The following is a 17,001-nucleotide window of genomic DNA, read 5'->3' as shown; positions in this document are numbered from 1 at the left end:
TATTATGAATTTAATGTATTTTTACTGTAAAATTATTGTAATGTGACTCTTATTCTATTTGTTTTGATAATTACCGATGGAAAAGCAAACATAAACGCTTTAACAATGAATTTGTTCAAATTTAATTATGGTTATAACATCCGGGTTTCCTATTTAAAAAATCCTTTCCTTATTTATTCACTGTTTATTATTTACAATATATTTACAAGTCGCTGTTTGTTAAAGCAATGTATTTTTTTAGTAAATTTGTAAATCATGGTGAGATGATATTAACCCATTTGGTTTTGTCATTATGCATTGGGTTAGCAGCGTGTAGAAAAGACAAACGAGAAATTTACTTGTTATTAAATGAAATATCTCAGTTCATATGGTGATCTTTATAGAAGTATAAAATAGTTGGTGGCGAGGAGGCATTTGTGCTTCGCCATCAAATTTAGTTGGTGGCGAGGAACCTCAAGCACTTCGCCACCAATTCGAGAAATCTTCGTTCCCGCTCCGCCAATGTGAGCAGGAAATGTATTACCGTAAAACAGACTACAATTAAGGCTAATCGGTCATGAAATGAGGGGTTTGATGACTGATTAGCTTTATTCGGCTGCCTACCACTTCTCGCATACAACGAGCGGTTATTGATTGCAATACATCAACGCGATAGAAGGCTGATTTCTTTCGATGAATCATTATGAATTTCTTCTATAGGTGGGCTATTATAGACTGGCGGTTGCTCACTTGTCACATTTGCTGATTAAGTGGAACCAACTCACCCAGTATATTCCACTTAATCAACTAAGTGGAACCAACTCACCTAGAATATTCCACTTCCCGCTTACCGCCAATCTACTCAAATTGCCCTTCAAAACCCCAAAAAAACAGGCGCATCATCGATGCGCCTGTTGCAGTGATATTTAGTTGAGAATTAAGCTTTACCGGTTGAGCCGAACATGTCCATTGTTGATTTAGTGGTGTCGATGATGGCTTGAACACCTGGTTTTAGGACTTTACGTGGGTCGTAAACTTTTTTGTCGGTGTCTAGTAATTCACGAACGGCTTTAGTGAATTGTTGTTGTAATTCAGTGTTAACGTTGATTTTTGCGTGTCCGTATTCGATCGCACGTTTTACTTGGTGTTCAGGGATTCCAGAACCGCCGTGTAAAACAAGTGGTGCGTTTGTTGCTTCAGAGATAGCTTTCATTTCGTCGAAACCTAATTTAGGTTCGCCATCGTAAGTTCCGTGAACAGAACCTAAAGCTGCTGCTAAAGCGTCAACGCCTGCTTCCGTTACCATACGTTTACATTCTTCAAGGTCAGCATATTTAACGCCACCGATAACGCCGTCTTCTTCACCGCCAACAGTACCTACTTCAGCTTCTACTGAAACGCCGCGTGCGTGTGCGTATTCAACCACTTTTTTCGTTAAGGTAATGTTATCATCAATTGGGTCATGGGAGCCATCAATCATGACTGAGGTGTAGCCAGCGTCGATTGCTTCTTTACATTTTTCAAAACTTGAACCGTGGTCTAAGTGAAGTGCAACTGGAACAGTGATATCCATTGCTTCTAATAAAGCATTTACCATTGCTGAAACAACTGTAGGGCCACCCATATATTTTCCTGCACCTTCAGATACACCTAAAATAATTGGTGAGTTATTTTCTTGAGCTGCAGTTAGAACCGCTTGTGTCCACTCTAAATTGTTAATGTTAAATTGGCCGACTGCGTATTTTCCTTCTTTTGCTTTGTTGAGCATTTCTGTCATACTTACTAAACGACTCATTCAAATTCCTCCTTGTGATAAACATCTATAATAATAGTATAAGCTAAATCGTTCAATTTAGCTAGTTCAATCCGTTTATATAAGCCCTTTCATGTAAAATAAATTGTGATATTTATTTAAGGGGTTAGTTTTTGGCGGTTTTTCGTTGGTTTTGGCGGTCAAGGCTGGCGGTCACAAAGCCGACAAATAGGCGTTGTGGGCGGTTGGGTCTTGAGATGAATTCTGGGTGGAATTGGGCTGCAATAAAGAATGGGTGGGATGGCAATTCGATAATTTCAACTAATTTACCATCTGGGCTAAGGCCTGAAAAGACCATGCCGTTTTCTTCCATAATTTGGCGATAATCGTTATTAAATTCAAAGCGGTGGCGGTGACGTTCTTCAACTAAATCTTGGTTTAAGTATAATTTATGCGCTAGCGTGCCTGGTTTAATGGCGCATGGGTAGAGACCTAAACGTAAGGTACCACCAAGATCATCATGGTTGGCTTGATCTGGCATGAGGTCGATGATTTTATCGGCTGCATCGGGATTTTCTTCTCCTGTATCAGCATCTTGAATGCCGACGACATTCCGCGCATATTCCACACAGGCTAATTGCATGCCTAAACAAATACCTAAATAAGGAACGTCATTTTCACGGGCATACTGAATGGCAAGTAATTTGCCTTCAATGCCACGGTGTCCAAAACCGCCTGGTACTAAAATACCATCGACATCACCTAATTCGGTTTCAAGGTTGTCGCGGTTGAGTTTTTCTGCATCAATCCATTTAATATCAATATCACTATCGATGGAAAAGCCGGAATGTTTCAGCGCTTCGACAACGGACAAGTAGGCATCTTGTAAAGACACATATTTACCCACAAGAGCAATTTTTACCATGTGTTTTAAGTTCATAATGCTGTTGGTTAAGTCATTCCACGCTGTCATATCGGCAGCTGGAACATCTAAGCCAAAATGGTTAACAACCAGTTCATCCATTTTTTGTTCTTGTAAACTTAAGGGGATGGCATATAATGTTTCCACGTCAAGCGATTCGATTACTGCATTGACATCCACATCACAGAACAAGGCTAATTTTTCTTTCATGGATAAGGGCAAAGGTTGTTCCGTTCTGACAACGAGTATGTTGGGTTGAATTCCTAAACTACGTAATTCTTTGACGGAGTGTTGCGTGGGTTTTGTTTTCATTTCACCCGCCGCTCTTAAATACGGCACTAAAGTGGTATGAATATACAAAACATTGTTGTGTCCGACTTGCGAACGCATTTGACGCAAAGCCTCTAGGAAAGGCAAGGATTCAATATCACCTACCGTACCGCCAACTTCGGTAATGACAATATCGGCATTGGTTGTTTCACCTGCACGCAAGATTTTTTCTTTAATTGTGTTGGTGATATGTGGAATGACTTGGACGGTTGCGCCTAAATAATCTCCCCGGCGTTCTTTCATTAAAACTTCCGAATAAATCTTCCCGGTGGTTACGCTGGAATATTTATTGGCGTTTTCATCAATGAAGCGTTCATAGTGGCCTAAATCCAGGTCTGTTTCGGTTCCATCATCTGTCACAAAAACCTCTCCATGTTGGTAGGGACTCATGGTTCCTGGGTCCACATTGATGTATGGATCAAATTTTTGAATGGCAATTTTTAAGCCACGATTTTTTAGCAAGCGACCAAGAGATGCTGCTACAATTCCTTTTCCTATAGATGAAACAACGCCACCTGTTACAAAGATATACTGAGTCATTGCTCGATTTCCTTTCTGTAAGCCATAATTATTCTACACTTTTTGTAAAAAGTAAAAATGCTCCCTATTCGCTAATGAATAGGGAGCATTTTATATACTTGGCTAGCAATACTGCTAGAGTGCCCAAGTAAAATAATACTTGATTGCAATCACTTCGTCAAGGGTGATTATTTATTCTTCATCAAAGTCGAATACTTCGTCGTCTTCAACTTCTTCTTCCTCTTCTTCCTCTTCTTCGACTTCATCCACATCATCGAATTCTTCAAAGTCGTCTTCAGGAATATCCACTTCATCGTCACCTAATTCTGATAAGTCCGAGGCATAGGCACCTAGTTCCTCATCGTCATCGTCTTTATCTTCTTCGGCTAAAATCATATCGAGGTCTTCGGCTTCTTCTTCATCCATTTCGTCTTCATCTTCCGCCGATAAATCGTAATCATCATCTTCATCATCGTAAGGTAAATCACTATCTTCAGGATCATCATCGTTGTAGTCAATCATATCATCATCCGCAAAGACATTCAGTTTACGTCTCTTACGGGCACGTTTTGGATGATCTTCTTCTTCTGATGAGGTAATAATTTCTTCATCGATTGAATCAATTGGGTACCAAATGCGCAAGCCCCAACGGTTTTCGCCTAAAGAAATAAAGCGTCCATCCACATTTAAATCTGTATAAAAACGCGCCATTTTGCTTTCAAGTTGTGTCTCAGTTAAACCTAAATATTCTTGTACTTGAACTAATAAATCGTTGAATTCAATAATATCGCCATGATCCACAATTATAGCATATGCGACTTCAATGAGCGACAATTCGCTTTTAATTTGACCGTCTAGTTCATCTAGTGCCATCAAGCCACTTCCTTCCATATCTTCTTAACTATATTAACGATTTACCTACCATAAATCAACTAAAAAATCATCCGTATACGGATTAAGCCAGTACGCTTCATTGAGTGAGTTCCATGCGCTTTAACATATAATGGGTCCATGCTAGCATGTCCTCTGTATAAGCGAGTTTGCCTTGCTGGCGGTAGGCAGATAAGGCCTGACTGACGAGAGGCATCCATTCATCCGCTAACTGCTGGAGTGCCCAAGACGCGCCGGCTTCTTTGGATAAAAGCTGATGCGTTTCTTTATAGGCTAGCGCGCGACATAAATTTAAAATAACATACATAGGCTGTGCCATCACCAATTGTTCTGCGTCTTGAATATCCCAAACGATACTTTTCCAATAATCTTCAGCCGGCACAGGCGCAAAAACGTCCTGCACAGCCGCCCCGTAAAGTGTCTTGCCTGCCTGTTGAAGCACAGCTAAATGCGCCACTAAATCAACGTCTTCACCTTGCATCATTTGGATAAGCTGTGTCGGATTTTGGTGATATTGAGCTAATAAGTTGTTAGTAAAATGAAAATCAAACTGCGGCGGATAACGGTAATGTTGCGCCGCGCTTAGCACCATCACATGCAACTCAAGCCCCTTTTCAGGCGCATCATCCATCCAATGCTCCTCGAAATCCGCAACCAGCCACATTTTCTGTTCCTTTGACAGAGCTTCCTTTACCACCACTATAAAATCCACATCGCTCACCGCCGGATTATAGCCACCCAACGCTAACGACCCATGCAAATAAATACCGACCAAGTTCTCCTCTAGATTTTCCAGTAAATCCCTTTTAATGCGGTCCAACAACCGCTGCGTTTTTAGATCCATAAACCCCTCCTAATAAATACCTCTGCTTAACTCGCCGTTAAGTGGTAGTTATACAATCCCAATATTTGATCATTTAGGCTAATTTGGTAATTAATATGCAGGGATTTTAAGCCATCCAATTCTTCAATCGCCATGTCTATTGTTTTTATATTAAGTTCCCATAGTCCTTGGGGCGTTTGATAAGCTGCCACCGTCTCGACCTGAGGGTTAAAGCGTAAGGTATAGGCTGGCTGTATAATTTCTACAATTTGAAAGGTGTTGCTTGGATCCATCTGCCATTTTACCTCGATAGGATAACCTTCTTGGTCTTGATAACGGATTTTGCTATACGTTCGTAAAGCGGTATGCACAGCCTCTGTTTCAAGAAACCATTCATCCACACTTTGATTCATTAAATGGTTAATTTGTTGATGAACCTTAATTTTTATCACTCGTTGATACATCATTTCACCTCTTCTTGCGCTAATCGTCCTAGCCTTATTATAGCTAATTTAAGGCGGTAATATCAAATGAATGGTAGGCTTTGGGGTTTTTGCGTAATACATAGTTATTATGAAAAATTATTGGTATAATAGTTTTACTTAATGCTTATAAAATAAATATGAAGGAGTATCCGCTATGACTGCATTTGACTACTTAGAAAATCATCATTGGTATGTATTTGAAGAAAAAGATAATCCCCATCAGGATATCGGAAATAGTGCGCTTGCTTACCAAGATAGCTTTTTGCGTTATATTGCTTATTTAAATGAGTCAGCCACTGACAAAAATTTTGGCATCCTTCATTTTTATCCTTTAAAACACGAAGCCGTCCTATTGGGGGCTAAGGATACGCGTTTGCCACAGTTATTGCAAGCTAACCAGTTTCTCATTGATAGTGGCTATGCTGTTTTGTTGCGCCCCCATGGTGGCTTAGCGGTCGTCAATGATCCTGGGATAATAAATATCAGTTTAGTAACGGATATGCAGAAGTATCCATTAGATATTGATACCGCTTATGAGCAAATGGTGCGTTTAATTCAACTAAGCTTGGCGCAGTGGGACATTACCGTTGAAAGCTATGAAATTCCTGATTCCTATTGTCCCGGCCGCTATGATTTAGTGGTGAGCGGGCAAAAAATTGGTGGCATTGCGCAGCGTCGTTTTAAAACGGGTGTGACAACAGCGGCTTATATTAGCGTGAATGGGGATCAAATACATAGAGGGCAACTGCTGCGTGATTATTATGTGATTGGGCAAGCGGATGCATCTTATCCTAAGGTCAATCCAGCGGTCATGACGACCGTTGAAGCGGTGGTAGGTGAAGCGGTATCCGTCGAGGCGTATCGGGGATATTTATTAGAGGTTTTCAAAAGGTTTTCTACGGTTGAAAAAGGGGATTTTATGGCGGCGGAGCTGGAGGCTTTTTATGAAAAGAGCTTTCCGAAAGTGTTCCAACGTGGCTTAGGGGTTCAACCTTAATTGGGGAAGCGAGGTGCTTTATGAAAAAACCGTTCAAATATGCATTGCAAAAGTTGGAGCGTGAGAAGGTTTTTCGTGATCCTGTGCATGATTATATTCATATCCAGGATCGGGTGATTCTTGATTTAATTGATACGTCGGAGTTTCAGCGTTTGCGGCGGATTAAGCAGTTGGGGACGTCGTCCTATACTTTCCACGGGGCGGAGCATACGCGTTTTAATCATTCTTTGGGTGTCTATGAAATCACGCGGCGGATTGTGAGTAATTTTACGCGGAATTATCCGTCGGTGTCTGAACATGATGGCTTGTGGGATACCAATGAGCGTTTGTTGGTCTTGTGTGCGGCTTTGTTGCATGATATTGGGCACGGGCCCTTTTCGCATACCTTTGAGGGGATTTTTAATACGGATCATGAGCAGTTGACGCAAGCGATTATTACGTCGCCGGAAACGGAGATTAATCAGGTGTTACAGGGTGTGAGTGATGATTTTCCTGAGTTGGTGGCGAGTGTGATTAATAAAACCTATGCCAATAAGCAGGTGGTTCAGTTGATTTCGAGTCAGATTGACGCGGATCGGATGGATTATTTGTTACGGGATGCTTATTATGCGGGTGTCAGTTATGGAACGTTTGATTTGACGCGGATTTTGCGGGTCATTCGTCCGTATAATCATCAGATTGCCTTTGATTATTCGGGTATGCATGCAGTGGAAGATTATGTGGTCAGTCGCTATCAAATGTATATGCAAGTGTATTTTCATCCGGTTTCTCGGGGGATGGAGCAGATTTTGCAGTCTTTGTTTGCGCGGGCGAAGTTTTGTTATTTGAGTGATGACATTGAAATGAAATATCCGGCGGGTTTGTTGAAGCCATTTTTGGAAGGCACTTGGACGTTGAAGGATTATTTGCGGTTGGATGACCATGTGATGAGTTCGTATTTTACGCATTGGTTGGCTGAAGATGATTCGATTTTGGTGGATCTGGCTTATCGCTTTTTAAATCGGAAGCCGTTTAAGTCGATTCTTGTCACGCCTGATGAGTTGGTGCAATTAAAGACGGCTTTGAATAATGAGTTGGTCGCGGCTGGCTACGATGCCGACTATTATTTTGGCGAGAATTCAAGTTATGATTTGCCCTATGATTATTACCGGCCTTATAACACTAGCAATAAAACCCAGATTGAGTTGGTAACTAAGACCAACCAAGTCGTCGAGTTAGCCCAAGTCAGTCCGTTAGTGAATGCGTTAGCGGGTAAGGTGCGTGGCGATCATCGCTTGTATTTTCCTAAGGAGTTATTGCGGCGGTTGGAAGCAACGGCAGCACCGGATTTAAACGAGGATCAAATTATGATTCTGGCGGCTTATGTGACCGAGCACAATGATGTGACGCATCATATTCAACAACGGTTGTTTTAGTGGGGTTGGGAGTAGTGAGAAGGGTTGGGCAGCTTTGTAGGTGGCTATTGCTACAGGGTTGCTTTTCATATCGCAATACGACTAACGAGTTTGAGGGTCTTCAATCCTGATTTATGGTGTGGGGTATGGCTGAGCTTGTGATTTGGTTGCTATGCTTTATATGTGTGGGGGGAAAGTGGAACGAACTCGGGTTGAATATTCCACTTAACGGATTATGTGGAACGAACTTCGTTAGAATATTCCACTTAGCGTGACATGTGTAAGGGAAAGTTGAATTAACATCGAGTGTAGATTCCATTTTAGTGGGTTCGTGGAATAAAAATGTTATATAGGGAGCGATTGCCCGTCATTATCACCCTAACTGCCTCTCGGCTCGCTGAAAGGCGGTTAGCATGACTTCTTCGTAAGCAGGAAGCAAGTAGAAAGCCATAGCACGAGACAGCTTCTCTCGATTTTGTCGCGCGGCCAGCGAGCGTAAGTGGGAAGTGAGCGAACGTTAAATAAAGCTAATCAGTCACCAAGCACCTGATTTCATGACCGATTAGCCTAATTTGTAGTTTATTTATGGTCACACATTTCCCGCTTAGGTTCACGCTCACAACAAACGCTTCAATATGTGTGCGCCTACCATCACGCTCACAACAAGCGCTCCAATATGTGTGCGCCCAGGGTCGCGCTCACAACAAATGCTCTAATATGTGTGCGCCTAGGGTCGCGCTCACACCAAGCGCCCCAATATGTGTGCGCGCCCCATCACGCTCACAACAAATACTCCAATATGTGTGCGTCCCCGTAAGTGAGAAATGACGGTTCTTCATTCCCCACTTACAGCGAGCGCGAGACAACTTCTCTCGATTTTGTCGCGCGGCCAGCGAGCGCGAGACAGATCCTCTCGATTTTGTCGCGCGGCCAGTGATTTCTCACCTATACTAACCCTTCTTCTTCAAGGATAAAAGCCCGACCACGCGTGGTCGGGCTTTTTAGCAGGGGTATTTATTTTAAGAGGGAGTGCCGTTGGCTTGCATGCGGAACATTTCGGCATAGATGCCGTTGGCTTGCATCAGCTGGCTGTGTTTGCCGCGCTCGCGGATGACGCCGGATTCGAGGACGAGGATTTGGTCAGCGTTTTGGATGGTGGATAGGCGGTGGGCGATGATAAAGGTGGTGCGGCCTTCCTTAACCACGTTGATGGCCTGCTGGATGAGCTCCTCGGTTTGGGAATCGATGTGCGAGGTTGCTTCGTCTAAAATCAGGATTTTAGGGTCGGTCACCAAGGCACGGTCAAAGGAAATCAGTTGGCGCTCGCCGGACGATAGAGTTTGGCCTTTTTCGATGACAGGTTCATGAATGCCCTTAGCCAATTTGTCAATCAAAGGTTTAGCACCTACCTTTTCTAAGGCATCCATAACTTGTTCGTCGGTGATGGCAGGATTTTTCATGCTCACATTGGTGGCGATGGTGCCCGAAAACAGGAAGGGGTCTTGTAAGACGATACCCATTTCTTGACGAATGCTGTCGCGGTTGAATTCCACAATGCGTTGATTGTCGATTAGGATATCACCTTCTTGTGGATCATAGAAACGGAACAACAAATTAATAATCGAGCTTTTCCCTGAACCGGTGTGGCCAACCAAGGCGACCGTTTCACCTTTATCCGCTTTCAAGTTGATATCCTTCAAGACCGTTTGTTCCTCGGTGTAGCCAAAGGTCACCTGATTAAATACCACATTTCCTTGTGTGATTTCTATCATTTCTTCACTGTCATCTTCTGGTACTTGATCCAGAATTTCAAATACCCGTTTAGCACCGGCTAGAGCTTGTTGTGACTGGACAATTTGTTGGATGAGCATCCCAATCGGACCAAACAGACGCTCCACATAGTTCATAATAATGTACAAAGTTCCGACGGTATAGCCGAGAACGCCATCCACAAAGCGCGTGCCTAGATAAATCATCAGACCCAAGGTGACCAACAAGCGCAAGAAATTGGATAGATTCCAGGATAGGACCGTGTCATAAACCACACTTTTATCGCGGTTAGCAATCCATTCTTTTTTGGTGGCTTCAAAATCTTGGTATTGTTTATCTTCTTGATGGTACAACTGTACCATGGAGACCCCTTGAATCAGGTCAGAAATTTGCGTATTGATGGAACCTTCCATTTCCCGCCAACTAGCATTCAAAGGGGTGGTTAAGCGGATATAACCCACTTGCCACAAAATAATAAAGATAATTAACAAAGTCATCGGCAAGGTAAATTCGGGCATTACCAGAATAACGGCTATGTAAATTCCCACTAAATACATCAAATTCACTACGGATTGTGAACCAAAACTATGGAAAAAGTTCTGGCGAATCACTTCCGTATCATTAATAATCCGGGACGCAATTTGTCCGGGGGGTTTATTATCAAAAAACGAAACGGGCAGTTTTTGCAGGCGCGTATAAACTTGATCCCGAATAACCTTCCCTTGATAATTGGCTACACGTTGCAGCATATAATTACTGATATACTGCAAACTTGCGGAGAGAATAATTAATAAAATAAATATCCCAAATAATCGAAAGACATAACCAAAGTCGATGGCTGCTCCTTGGGTGAGTTGACTGGATATATAATCAATCATCTCCCCGTTAATTATCGGAGAATAGAGTGACAAAGCAGTCGATAGGCTTAGTGTAATTACGCCGGTTAAATAAAGTGGCCATTTATATTTATAATAGGTTAATAAGCGTTTAAACGTTTCCATAGTCACCTTCCTCTTCCATTTGCTGAGCTAGGTATTGGCTATAGTACCAACCTTTTTGCTCAATTAAGGCTTGAGGTGTTCCTTCCTCGACCACACGTCCGTCGCTCATCACATAAATATAATCGGCATGATTAACGGCAGAAAGACGATGGGTCACAATGATATTTGTTTGATTTTGGCGGTAAGATTGTATGTTTCCAATAATGTTAATTTCTGTTTTGGCATCCACGGCCGATAAAGAATCATCTAAAATTAAGAGTTCCGCTTTACGAATTAAAGCCCGCGCAATGGAAATGCGTTGTTTTTGACCTCCTGAAATTGAAACGCCCTTTTCACCAATCAGTGTTTCTAACCCTTGAGGCATATTGACTAAATCTTTGCGCAAATCCGCTGCATCAATAGCAGCTTGTAGCTCGGCTTCGGTGGCGGTGGGGTTACCGACTAATATATTTTCTCGGACAGTCCGTGAAAATAAGATGTGATCTTGTGGGACATAACCAATCATGCTTTCGACGTCTTTGACCTTATAATCGATAATATTTTGATCATTAATCAACAACTTACCTGCTTTTCCGATAGGATATTGACGCAGAAATTGACGCACTAAAGTTGTTTTCCCACTACCGGTTTTACCGACAATTCCAATGGTTTGCCCTTTTTCAAAGCTCAAGTTTATATCGATTAAGGTGTTGCGATCACTTTTAGGATAGGCAAATTGATAATCTTGAAAAGCAATGGTATTTATTTGGGTTAAAGGGGTTGTGCCATCGAGTTCAACGCTATTTTCGGCATTGAGTAGTTGATTGATTTTTTCAAATGAGACTAGGCCTTGTTTGTAGCCGGGAATGATGTCGGCAAAGCCCCAGACAGAATTGGATAGCATTTGGATGTAAATTTGAACGACCACCAACTGGCCGACCGATAATTGGCCTTGACCGATTAAGTAGGCGCTATAAAGCATGCCTAAAGCGGAGCTGAGTCCGACCATGATCGAGCCAAGGGGGCCGAACAAGGAATTCAATGCCACTAAGTCATTTGAGCGATTCATGGCCAAAGTGGTTGCAGCTTCGAAGGAATTAACACTCCCTTTACGACTGCTATAGGCGCGAATCACTCGCACGCCGTCGACCCCTTCAAGCACTTCACTACTTAAAGCCGATACGGCTTCGCGATTAAGTTCATAGCGCTTTTGTACGATGACGCTCACCGAGTAAATCATGATAATTAAAACGGCTAAAGGAATCAAAACCACCAAGGTGACTTTCCAAGAAATCGTTAAAATCATGACCAAGATGATGCTGATCACCCACAGCAAATCTCCGACCGTGACCATAAAACCATAGCCTACTAATTCGCCCATAAAGACAATGTCACTGGTCATCCGCGTTAAAATTTCGCCTGAACGGTATTGCTCATAAAAGGGCGAGCGTAAATCTAATAATTTTCTAAACAAACGTAGGCGGGTATCTTTTTCATACCGGCGTGAATGGCTAAAGAGTAAAATCCCCCAAGTGCTATCCGCTAAAAACAATAGAATGGCGGCAGCAAGAAAGACTAAACTAAGATTGCGTAACAGCACCCCATCCAACGTCCCTTCAACAACCCCGTCAATAAAGACTTGGGTGAGATAGTTCGGGATAATGGTTAAAATTGACCCCAGCAAAGAAGTCATAAAAATAGCGATATAAACATATTTATGTCGTTTTATAAATTGCCAAATATTTGCTAGCATGAGATAATCCTCTCTAATTTTTTGCATCAAAAAAAGCACCGCAAAAGATCCCTCTTTCGGTGCCAAAAAGCATAACAAGGCCTACGCCTGGCCTGTTTAGTTGCGACTAATCCTTATATGAAAGAGGTCTTACATTTAAATTGTCTGTGTCAAAGCTTGCTGCGTTGTTCATCGTAAAAACCCCTTTCTTTTTGATAACTCCACTATAACCTAGTTTCTACTTAATGTAAAACAAAAACCTAATATTTTGATAAATAAATATCCCTGCTGGCAAGATTAGCTATTTAACGGCGGGTGACGAGGCGGATTAAGAGGTTAAAAATCATTTGGCTAATAAAGACGATTAATAGGATTAAAACCGTCGAAACAAGAATGATGTCGAGGCGGTTGCGGTTGTAGCCACGGGCGATTGCGACGGTTCCGAGGCCACCACCGCCGACCACGCCTGCCATAGCGATGAGGCCGATGACATTGATGACGGTTGAGGCGCTGACTCTCAAAAGAGCGGGCAGGCCTTCACGTAAGTAGACCCGAACGATGATGTCCCAGGGGCTGGAACCCATGGCTTGAGCGGCTTCCACGACACCCGGATCCACTTCCAAGAGGGCAATTTCCACTTGACGGGCAAAAAAGGGAATGGTTGCCACAATGATAGGGACGGAGGCCGCAGTTGAACCGATCCGGGTGCCTACTAACCAAGCGGTAAACCCACCTAGGAGGGCTAATAGGATAATGAACGGAATTGAGCGGAAAATGTTAATGAGGACATCACATATTTTGTAAATCAGCGGTTGCTCAAGGATGCCGCCCTCGCCCGTCACCGTAATTAAGATGCCTAGGAGTAGCCCCAGTGTGCCGGCGAAAATGATGGTTAAGCCGAGCATATAGAGGGTTTCCAAGGTTGCTTCCCAGAAGAGGTCGCGCATATCCCAGATGACAGCCCACTGTTCTTGTAATTGATTCATGATGGTTGCTAACATTAGAATGATCCTCCTTCATCAACGACGGCTTGGCCCTTACGGACCAGTGGTTCTAATAAGGTTTGAATGGATTCAACATGCACATCGTGTGCTTTTAAATAATCGATACCGGCTTGAATTTGGTTAGGATCACCATTAATAGCAACTAACAAATTGCCTACCGGTGTATCTTGAATGATTTCAATATGACCATATAAGACATTAATTTCTAAGTCAAATTGCTTGATAACATAGGAAAGTAACGGGTCAGTCGCCCCTTCACCAATGTATTTCAGGCGGACCATCGTGTGTTCAAGACTCAGCCGCAAAGTAGACGGATGGTTCAGGACGGTATCCAATTCTTGATCAAAATGGGTCGCCGTATTAATAAATTCTTTAGTCAGTTCCTTGGTAGGATTGGTGAAAATATTTAAAATCGTCCCTTCTTCAATGACCCGCCCATTACTCATGACAGCCACACGGTCACATAAATCCTTTACGACAGCCATTTCATGGGTAATAATTACAATGGTTAAATTCAATTTCTGGTTGAGCTCTTTCAGCAATTTCAAAATAGACGAGGTCGTTTTAGGGTCTAAGGCACTGGTTGCTTCATCGCACAACAGGACGTCAGGATCATTAGCCAAAGCGCGCGCAATCGCAACCCGTTGCTTTTGTCCACCTGATAATTGGCTAGGGTAGGCATCGGTCTTTTCTTTTAGACCGACTAAATCGAGCAACTCCGCGATTTTCTGCGATATTTCTTTGCGGTTTAGGCCGCTGCCTTTTAAAGGGTAAGCAACATTTTCAAAAATGGTCCGCGATTCCATCAAATTAAAATGTTGGAAAATCATCCCGATTTTTTTGCGAGCTTGCCGCAGGTCACGCGGTGCTAAGTCCATTAAAGCTGAGCCATTGACGGTCACCGAGCCGGTTGTGGGTCGTTGCAACAGATTAATCGTTCGCACTAAAGTACTTTTCCCAGCACCACTGTAGCCTACAATCCCATAGATTTCGCCTTTTTCAATCGATAAAGAAACGTCCTTTACCGCCGACACCACGCGATCCCCATTATTAAACACCACGTCTATGTCTCGAAGTTCAATCATCTTCTTCACTCCTTGTTCTTTCAATAAATATCCCTTTAAAATAGTAAATTATAAAAATATAACATCAGTGGAATCGAAACAATCGACATCAGGGTCGTTCCAAAGACCAACTTAGCTCCATGTGCGTAGTCACCTCCGTAAAGATGGCTAAAAATCGCCGTTGTCATAGCCGATGGGCCCGCTTGGAGCATCACTAATACAAAGCCTGTGTGATAATCCAAACTCGGGATTAACAAAACAACAGCCAGTACAATGGCTGGAAAAAAGAATAGCCGGAAAAAGATCACTTGCCACATGCGCCGACTGGAAAAATAATCCTTCAATGAAAAGTCCACGAAGTAAGAGCCTAAACAAACCATCGCTAACGGGGTGTATAAAGACGTTAACGTTGATAGGATGGAGTCCAAGACCGGTGGTAAGGTTGCGCCTGTAACTATAAAGATCATTCCAATTCCTAAACCGATAATCATGGGGTTTTGCCACAATTTCATCGGCTGACTTTTAGTCGTTAACATCGGGATACCAACGGTCCAATTCAGCAAATTATTAACCAACATCATACCCGTGGTTAAAAACAAATAATCTTCACCAAAAACCGCCAAGGTCAATGGAATCCCAATAAAACCCGTATTCCCAAAAATAACGGCATACTGGTCAATCGTTTTATTGTAGCGCCCATATAGCCAACGCATACCGAACAGTCGCATTAAAGTAAATATCAAATACAATCCCATCCCATACAACAATTGAACCAATTGCTCGGATGAAAAATCGCCTAAAAACGATTTAGCGACGACTAAAGGCGTTAAATAGAGGGTAATGATTTTATTTATTTCAGAAATGGTTTGACCTGATAAATCTTTACGTTTAACGAGAATATAACCACAAAGACTGAGTAAAAACATCACAATAAGTTGTTGGATAACAATAACGATATAAGACATGATGTGCAAATGTCCTCTCTGGTGTGGGGTAATTTTACGGCTTGTAGCTCCTAGCACGACAAAGCTTGCATTTTTATCATATTATAACCTATTATAGGCGACTTGTTAGCTTAAAATCTAATCTTTTACTTATATTTTGTTGTTGAATTTTAGCCGTTTCTCATTCTAATGTGTTGCTTTATGGCGTAATGTGGTAAAATAGTGACAAAATGAAAGGCGGTGTTTTATGGAGACATACGAATTAAATCGAAATCTCTCTCATATAGTCGCAAGCCCTATCCGTGCCTTTAATGACCAAATCAGTCATATTGAAGGTCTGATTCGCTTAACGATTGGAGAACCCGATTTCCCAACTCCAGAAAAAATTAAAGTAGCTGCGATTGATGCGATTCAACATAAAAACAATGGTTACACCCACTCGCGGGGATTAATTGAATTGCGCCAAGCAGTTGCCAATTATCTAGAACGTCACTATCAACTGAGCTACGACCCTGAAAAAGAGATCATTATTACGCATGGGGCAACTCAGCCTCTCTTTGCTGCTTTTATGACGCTTTTAAACCCTGGTGATAAAGTGATTACCCCTAGTCCGAGTTACGTGATTTATGCGACGCAAATCGCTTTAGCTAATGGCGAACTTGTTGCTGTTGATGTCAGCGAAGACAACTTTAAGCTCACCCCTGAGCGTTTAGAAGCCACTCTGAGCGAACATCCAGAAACAAAAGTCTTGTTGCTTAATTTCCCAACCAATCCAACCGGCGTGACCTACAACCGTTCGGAACTTGAAGCCCTTGCTGATGTCGCGCGTGCCCATCAATTGTATGTGGTGTCTGATGAAATTTATTCAGAATTAACTTATGAAGGTCAGCATGTGTCCATGGCAAATATTTACCCTGAACGCACCTTGCTAATTAACGGTTTGGTGAAGTCCCATGCCATGACGGGTTGGCGCAGTGGCTTTATTGCAGGGCCTGCAGGTATTATGAATGATCTATTCAAAGTACACCAAGCAACCATCAATACACCCAATACCCAAATGCAGTATGCAAGTATTGTTGGCTACAACGACTGCGATGATGACAGTCGTCAAATGCGTGATGAGTATTTCGCGCGTCGGAATTATTTAATCAATGCCCTTGAACCTCTGGGCTTTGAAGTATCAAAACCTGAAGGCGCGTTTTATTTGTTTGTGAAAGTTCCTGACTGGTTTGACGGATCAGATGTTGATTTTAGTTTAGCATTGGCTGAAGAAGCCAAAGTCGGTGTGATTCCTGGTTCTGGGTTTGGCGACGCAGGTAAAGGCTACTTTAGACTGAGCTATGCAGCTAAAATGGATACCTTAGAAGAAGCAGTCCGTCGTATCACTGTTTTTATCAATAAATATCAATAAAAC

At 42.4% G+C, this 17,001-nt stretch carries 14 protein-coding genes; 3 read left to right on the top strand and 11 right to left on the bottom strand.

All coding sequences use genetic code 11. The features are described 5' to 3' along the window. Nucleotides 1–546: 546 nt before the first annotated feature. From NRE15_RS09715 to NRE15_RS09690, 6 genes are all read right to left on the bottom strand, one after another. Nucleotides 547–681: a hypothetical protein gene (locus NRE15_RS09715; RefSeq protein WP_313792683.1), complete on the bottom strand. Its 135-nt coding sequence runs from the start codon at nt 679–681 to the stop codon at nt 547–549. Nucleotides 682–916: 235 nt separating this feature from the next. Continuing rightward, nucleotides 917–1,774 (bottom strand): class II fructose-1,6-bisphosphate aldolase, encoded by an 858-nt coding sequence (gene fba, locus NRE15_RS09710; RefSeq protein ID WP_313792682.1) that lies wholly within the window; start codon nt 1,772–1,774, stop codon nt 917–919. 124 nt (nt 1,775–1,898) lie between these two features. Continuing rightward, nucleotides 1,899–3,524, bottom strand: coding sequence for a CTP synthase (locus NRE15_RS09705; protein ID WP_313792681.1), 1,626 nt, complete (start codon nt 3,522–3,524; stop codon nt 1,899–1,901). 171 nt (nt 3,525–3,695) lie between these two features. After that, a complete protein-coding gene (gene rpoE / locus NRE15_RS09700) occupies nt 3,696–4,376 on the bottom strand; it encodes a DNA-directed RNA polymerase subunit delta (RefSeq protein WP_313792680.1) in 681 nt (226 codons plus the stop codon). A gap of 97 nt (nt 4,377–4,473) precedes the next feature. Continuing rightward, nucleotides 4,474–5,238 (bottom strand): aminoglycoside adenylyltransferase domain-containing protein, encoded by a 765-nt coding sequence (locus NRE15_RS09695; RefSeq protein WP_313792679.1) that lies wholly within the window; start codon nt 5,236–5,238, stop codon nt 4,474–4,476. Between the two features lie 26 nt (nt 5,239–5,264). Beyond that, nucleotides 5,265–5,684: a DUF1934 domain-containing protein gene (locus NRE15_RS09690; RefSeq protein WP_313792678.1), complete on the bottom strand. Its 420-nt coding sequence runs from the start codon at nt 5,682–5,684 to the stop codon at nt 5,265–5,267. A gap of 172 nt (nt 5,685–5,856) precedes the next feature. Here NRE15_RS09690 and NRE15_RS09685 point away from each other — a divergent pair, with 172 nt between their 5' ends. Then, the gene (locus NRE15_RS09685) at nt 5,857–6,699 is read left to right on the top strand and encodes a lipoate--protein ligase family protein (protein ID WP_313792677.1); all 843 of its coding nucleotides are present in this window, start codon (nt 5,857–5,859) and stop codon (nt 6,697–6,699) included. A gap of 20 nt (nt 6,700–6,719) precedes the next feature. Further along, entirely contained in the window at nt 6,720–8,114 is a 1,395-nt protein-coding gene (locus NRE15_RS09680) for an HD domain-containing protein (RefSeq protein WP_313792676.1), read from the top strand. A 998-nt stretch (nt 8,115–9,112) separates the two neighbouring features. On the opposite strand, the gene NRE15_RS09675 is transcribed toward NRE15_RS09680, so the two are convergent. The 5 genes from NRE15_RS09675 to NRE15_RS09655 form a co-directional block, all read right to left on the bottom strand. Continuing rightward, a complete protein-coding gene (locus tag NRE15_RS09675) occupies nt 9,113–10,864 on the bottom strand; it encodes an ABC transporter ATP-binding protein (protein ID WP_313792675.1) in 1,752 nt (583 codons plus the stop codon). After that, a complete protein-coding gene (locus NRE15_RS09670) occupies nt 10,851–12,623 on the bottom strand; it encodes an ABC transporter ATP-binding protein (RefSeq protein ID WP_313792674.1) in 1,773 nt (590 codons plus the stop codon). Before NRE15_RS09670 ends, NRE15_RS09675 begins: the two co-directional genes overlap by 14 nt. 257 nt (nt 12,624–12,880) lie before the next feature. After that, entirely contained in the window at nt 12,881–13,576 is a 696-nt protein-coding gene (locus NRE15_RS09665) for a methionine ABC transporter permease (RefSeq protein WP_390887136.1), read from the bottom strand. Further along, complete coding sequence (locus tag NRE15_RS09660) at nt 13,576–14,664, bottom strand: methionine ABC transporter ATP-binding protein (protein WP_313792673.1); 1,089 nt, start codon at nt 14,662–14,664, stop codon at nt 13,576–13,578. The genes NRE15_RS09665 and NRE15_RS09660 overlap by 1 nt, the downstream gene beginning before the upstream one ends. Before the next feature lie 35 nt (nt 14,665–14,699). Then, complete coding sequence (locus NRE15_RS09655) at nt 14,700–15,608, bottom strand: AEC family transporter (protein ID WP_313792672.1); 909 nt, start codon at nt 15,606–15,608, stop codon at nt 14,700–14,702. Nucleotides 15,609–15,834: 226 nt separating this feature from the next. On the opposite strand from NRE15_RS09655, the gene NRE15_RS09650 reads away from it, so the two are divergent. Beyond that, nucleotides 15,835–16,998, top strand: a complete 1,164-nt coding sequence (locus tag NRE15_RS09650; protein ID WP_313792670.1) for a pyridoxal phosphate-dependent aminotransferase — start codon at nt 15,835–15,837, stop codon at nt 16,996–16,998. The last annotated feature ends 3 nt before the right edge of the window (nt 16,999–17,001 follow it).

It is taken from the genome of Fundicoccus culcitae (genome assembly GCF_024661895.1).
Lineage (GTDB): Bacteria > Bacillota > Bacilli > Lactobacillales > Aerococcaceae > Fundicoccus_A > Fundicoccus_A culcitae.
This window is presented reverse-complemented; position numbering and strand designations above follow the sequence as displayed.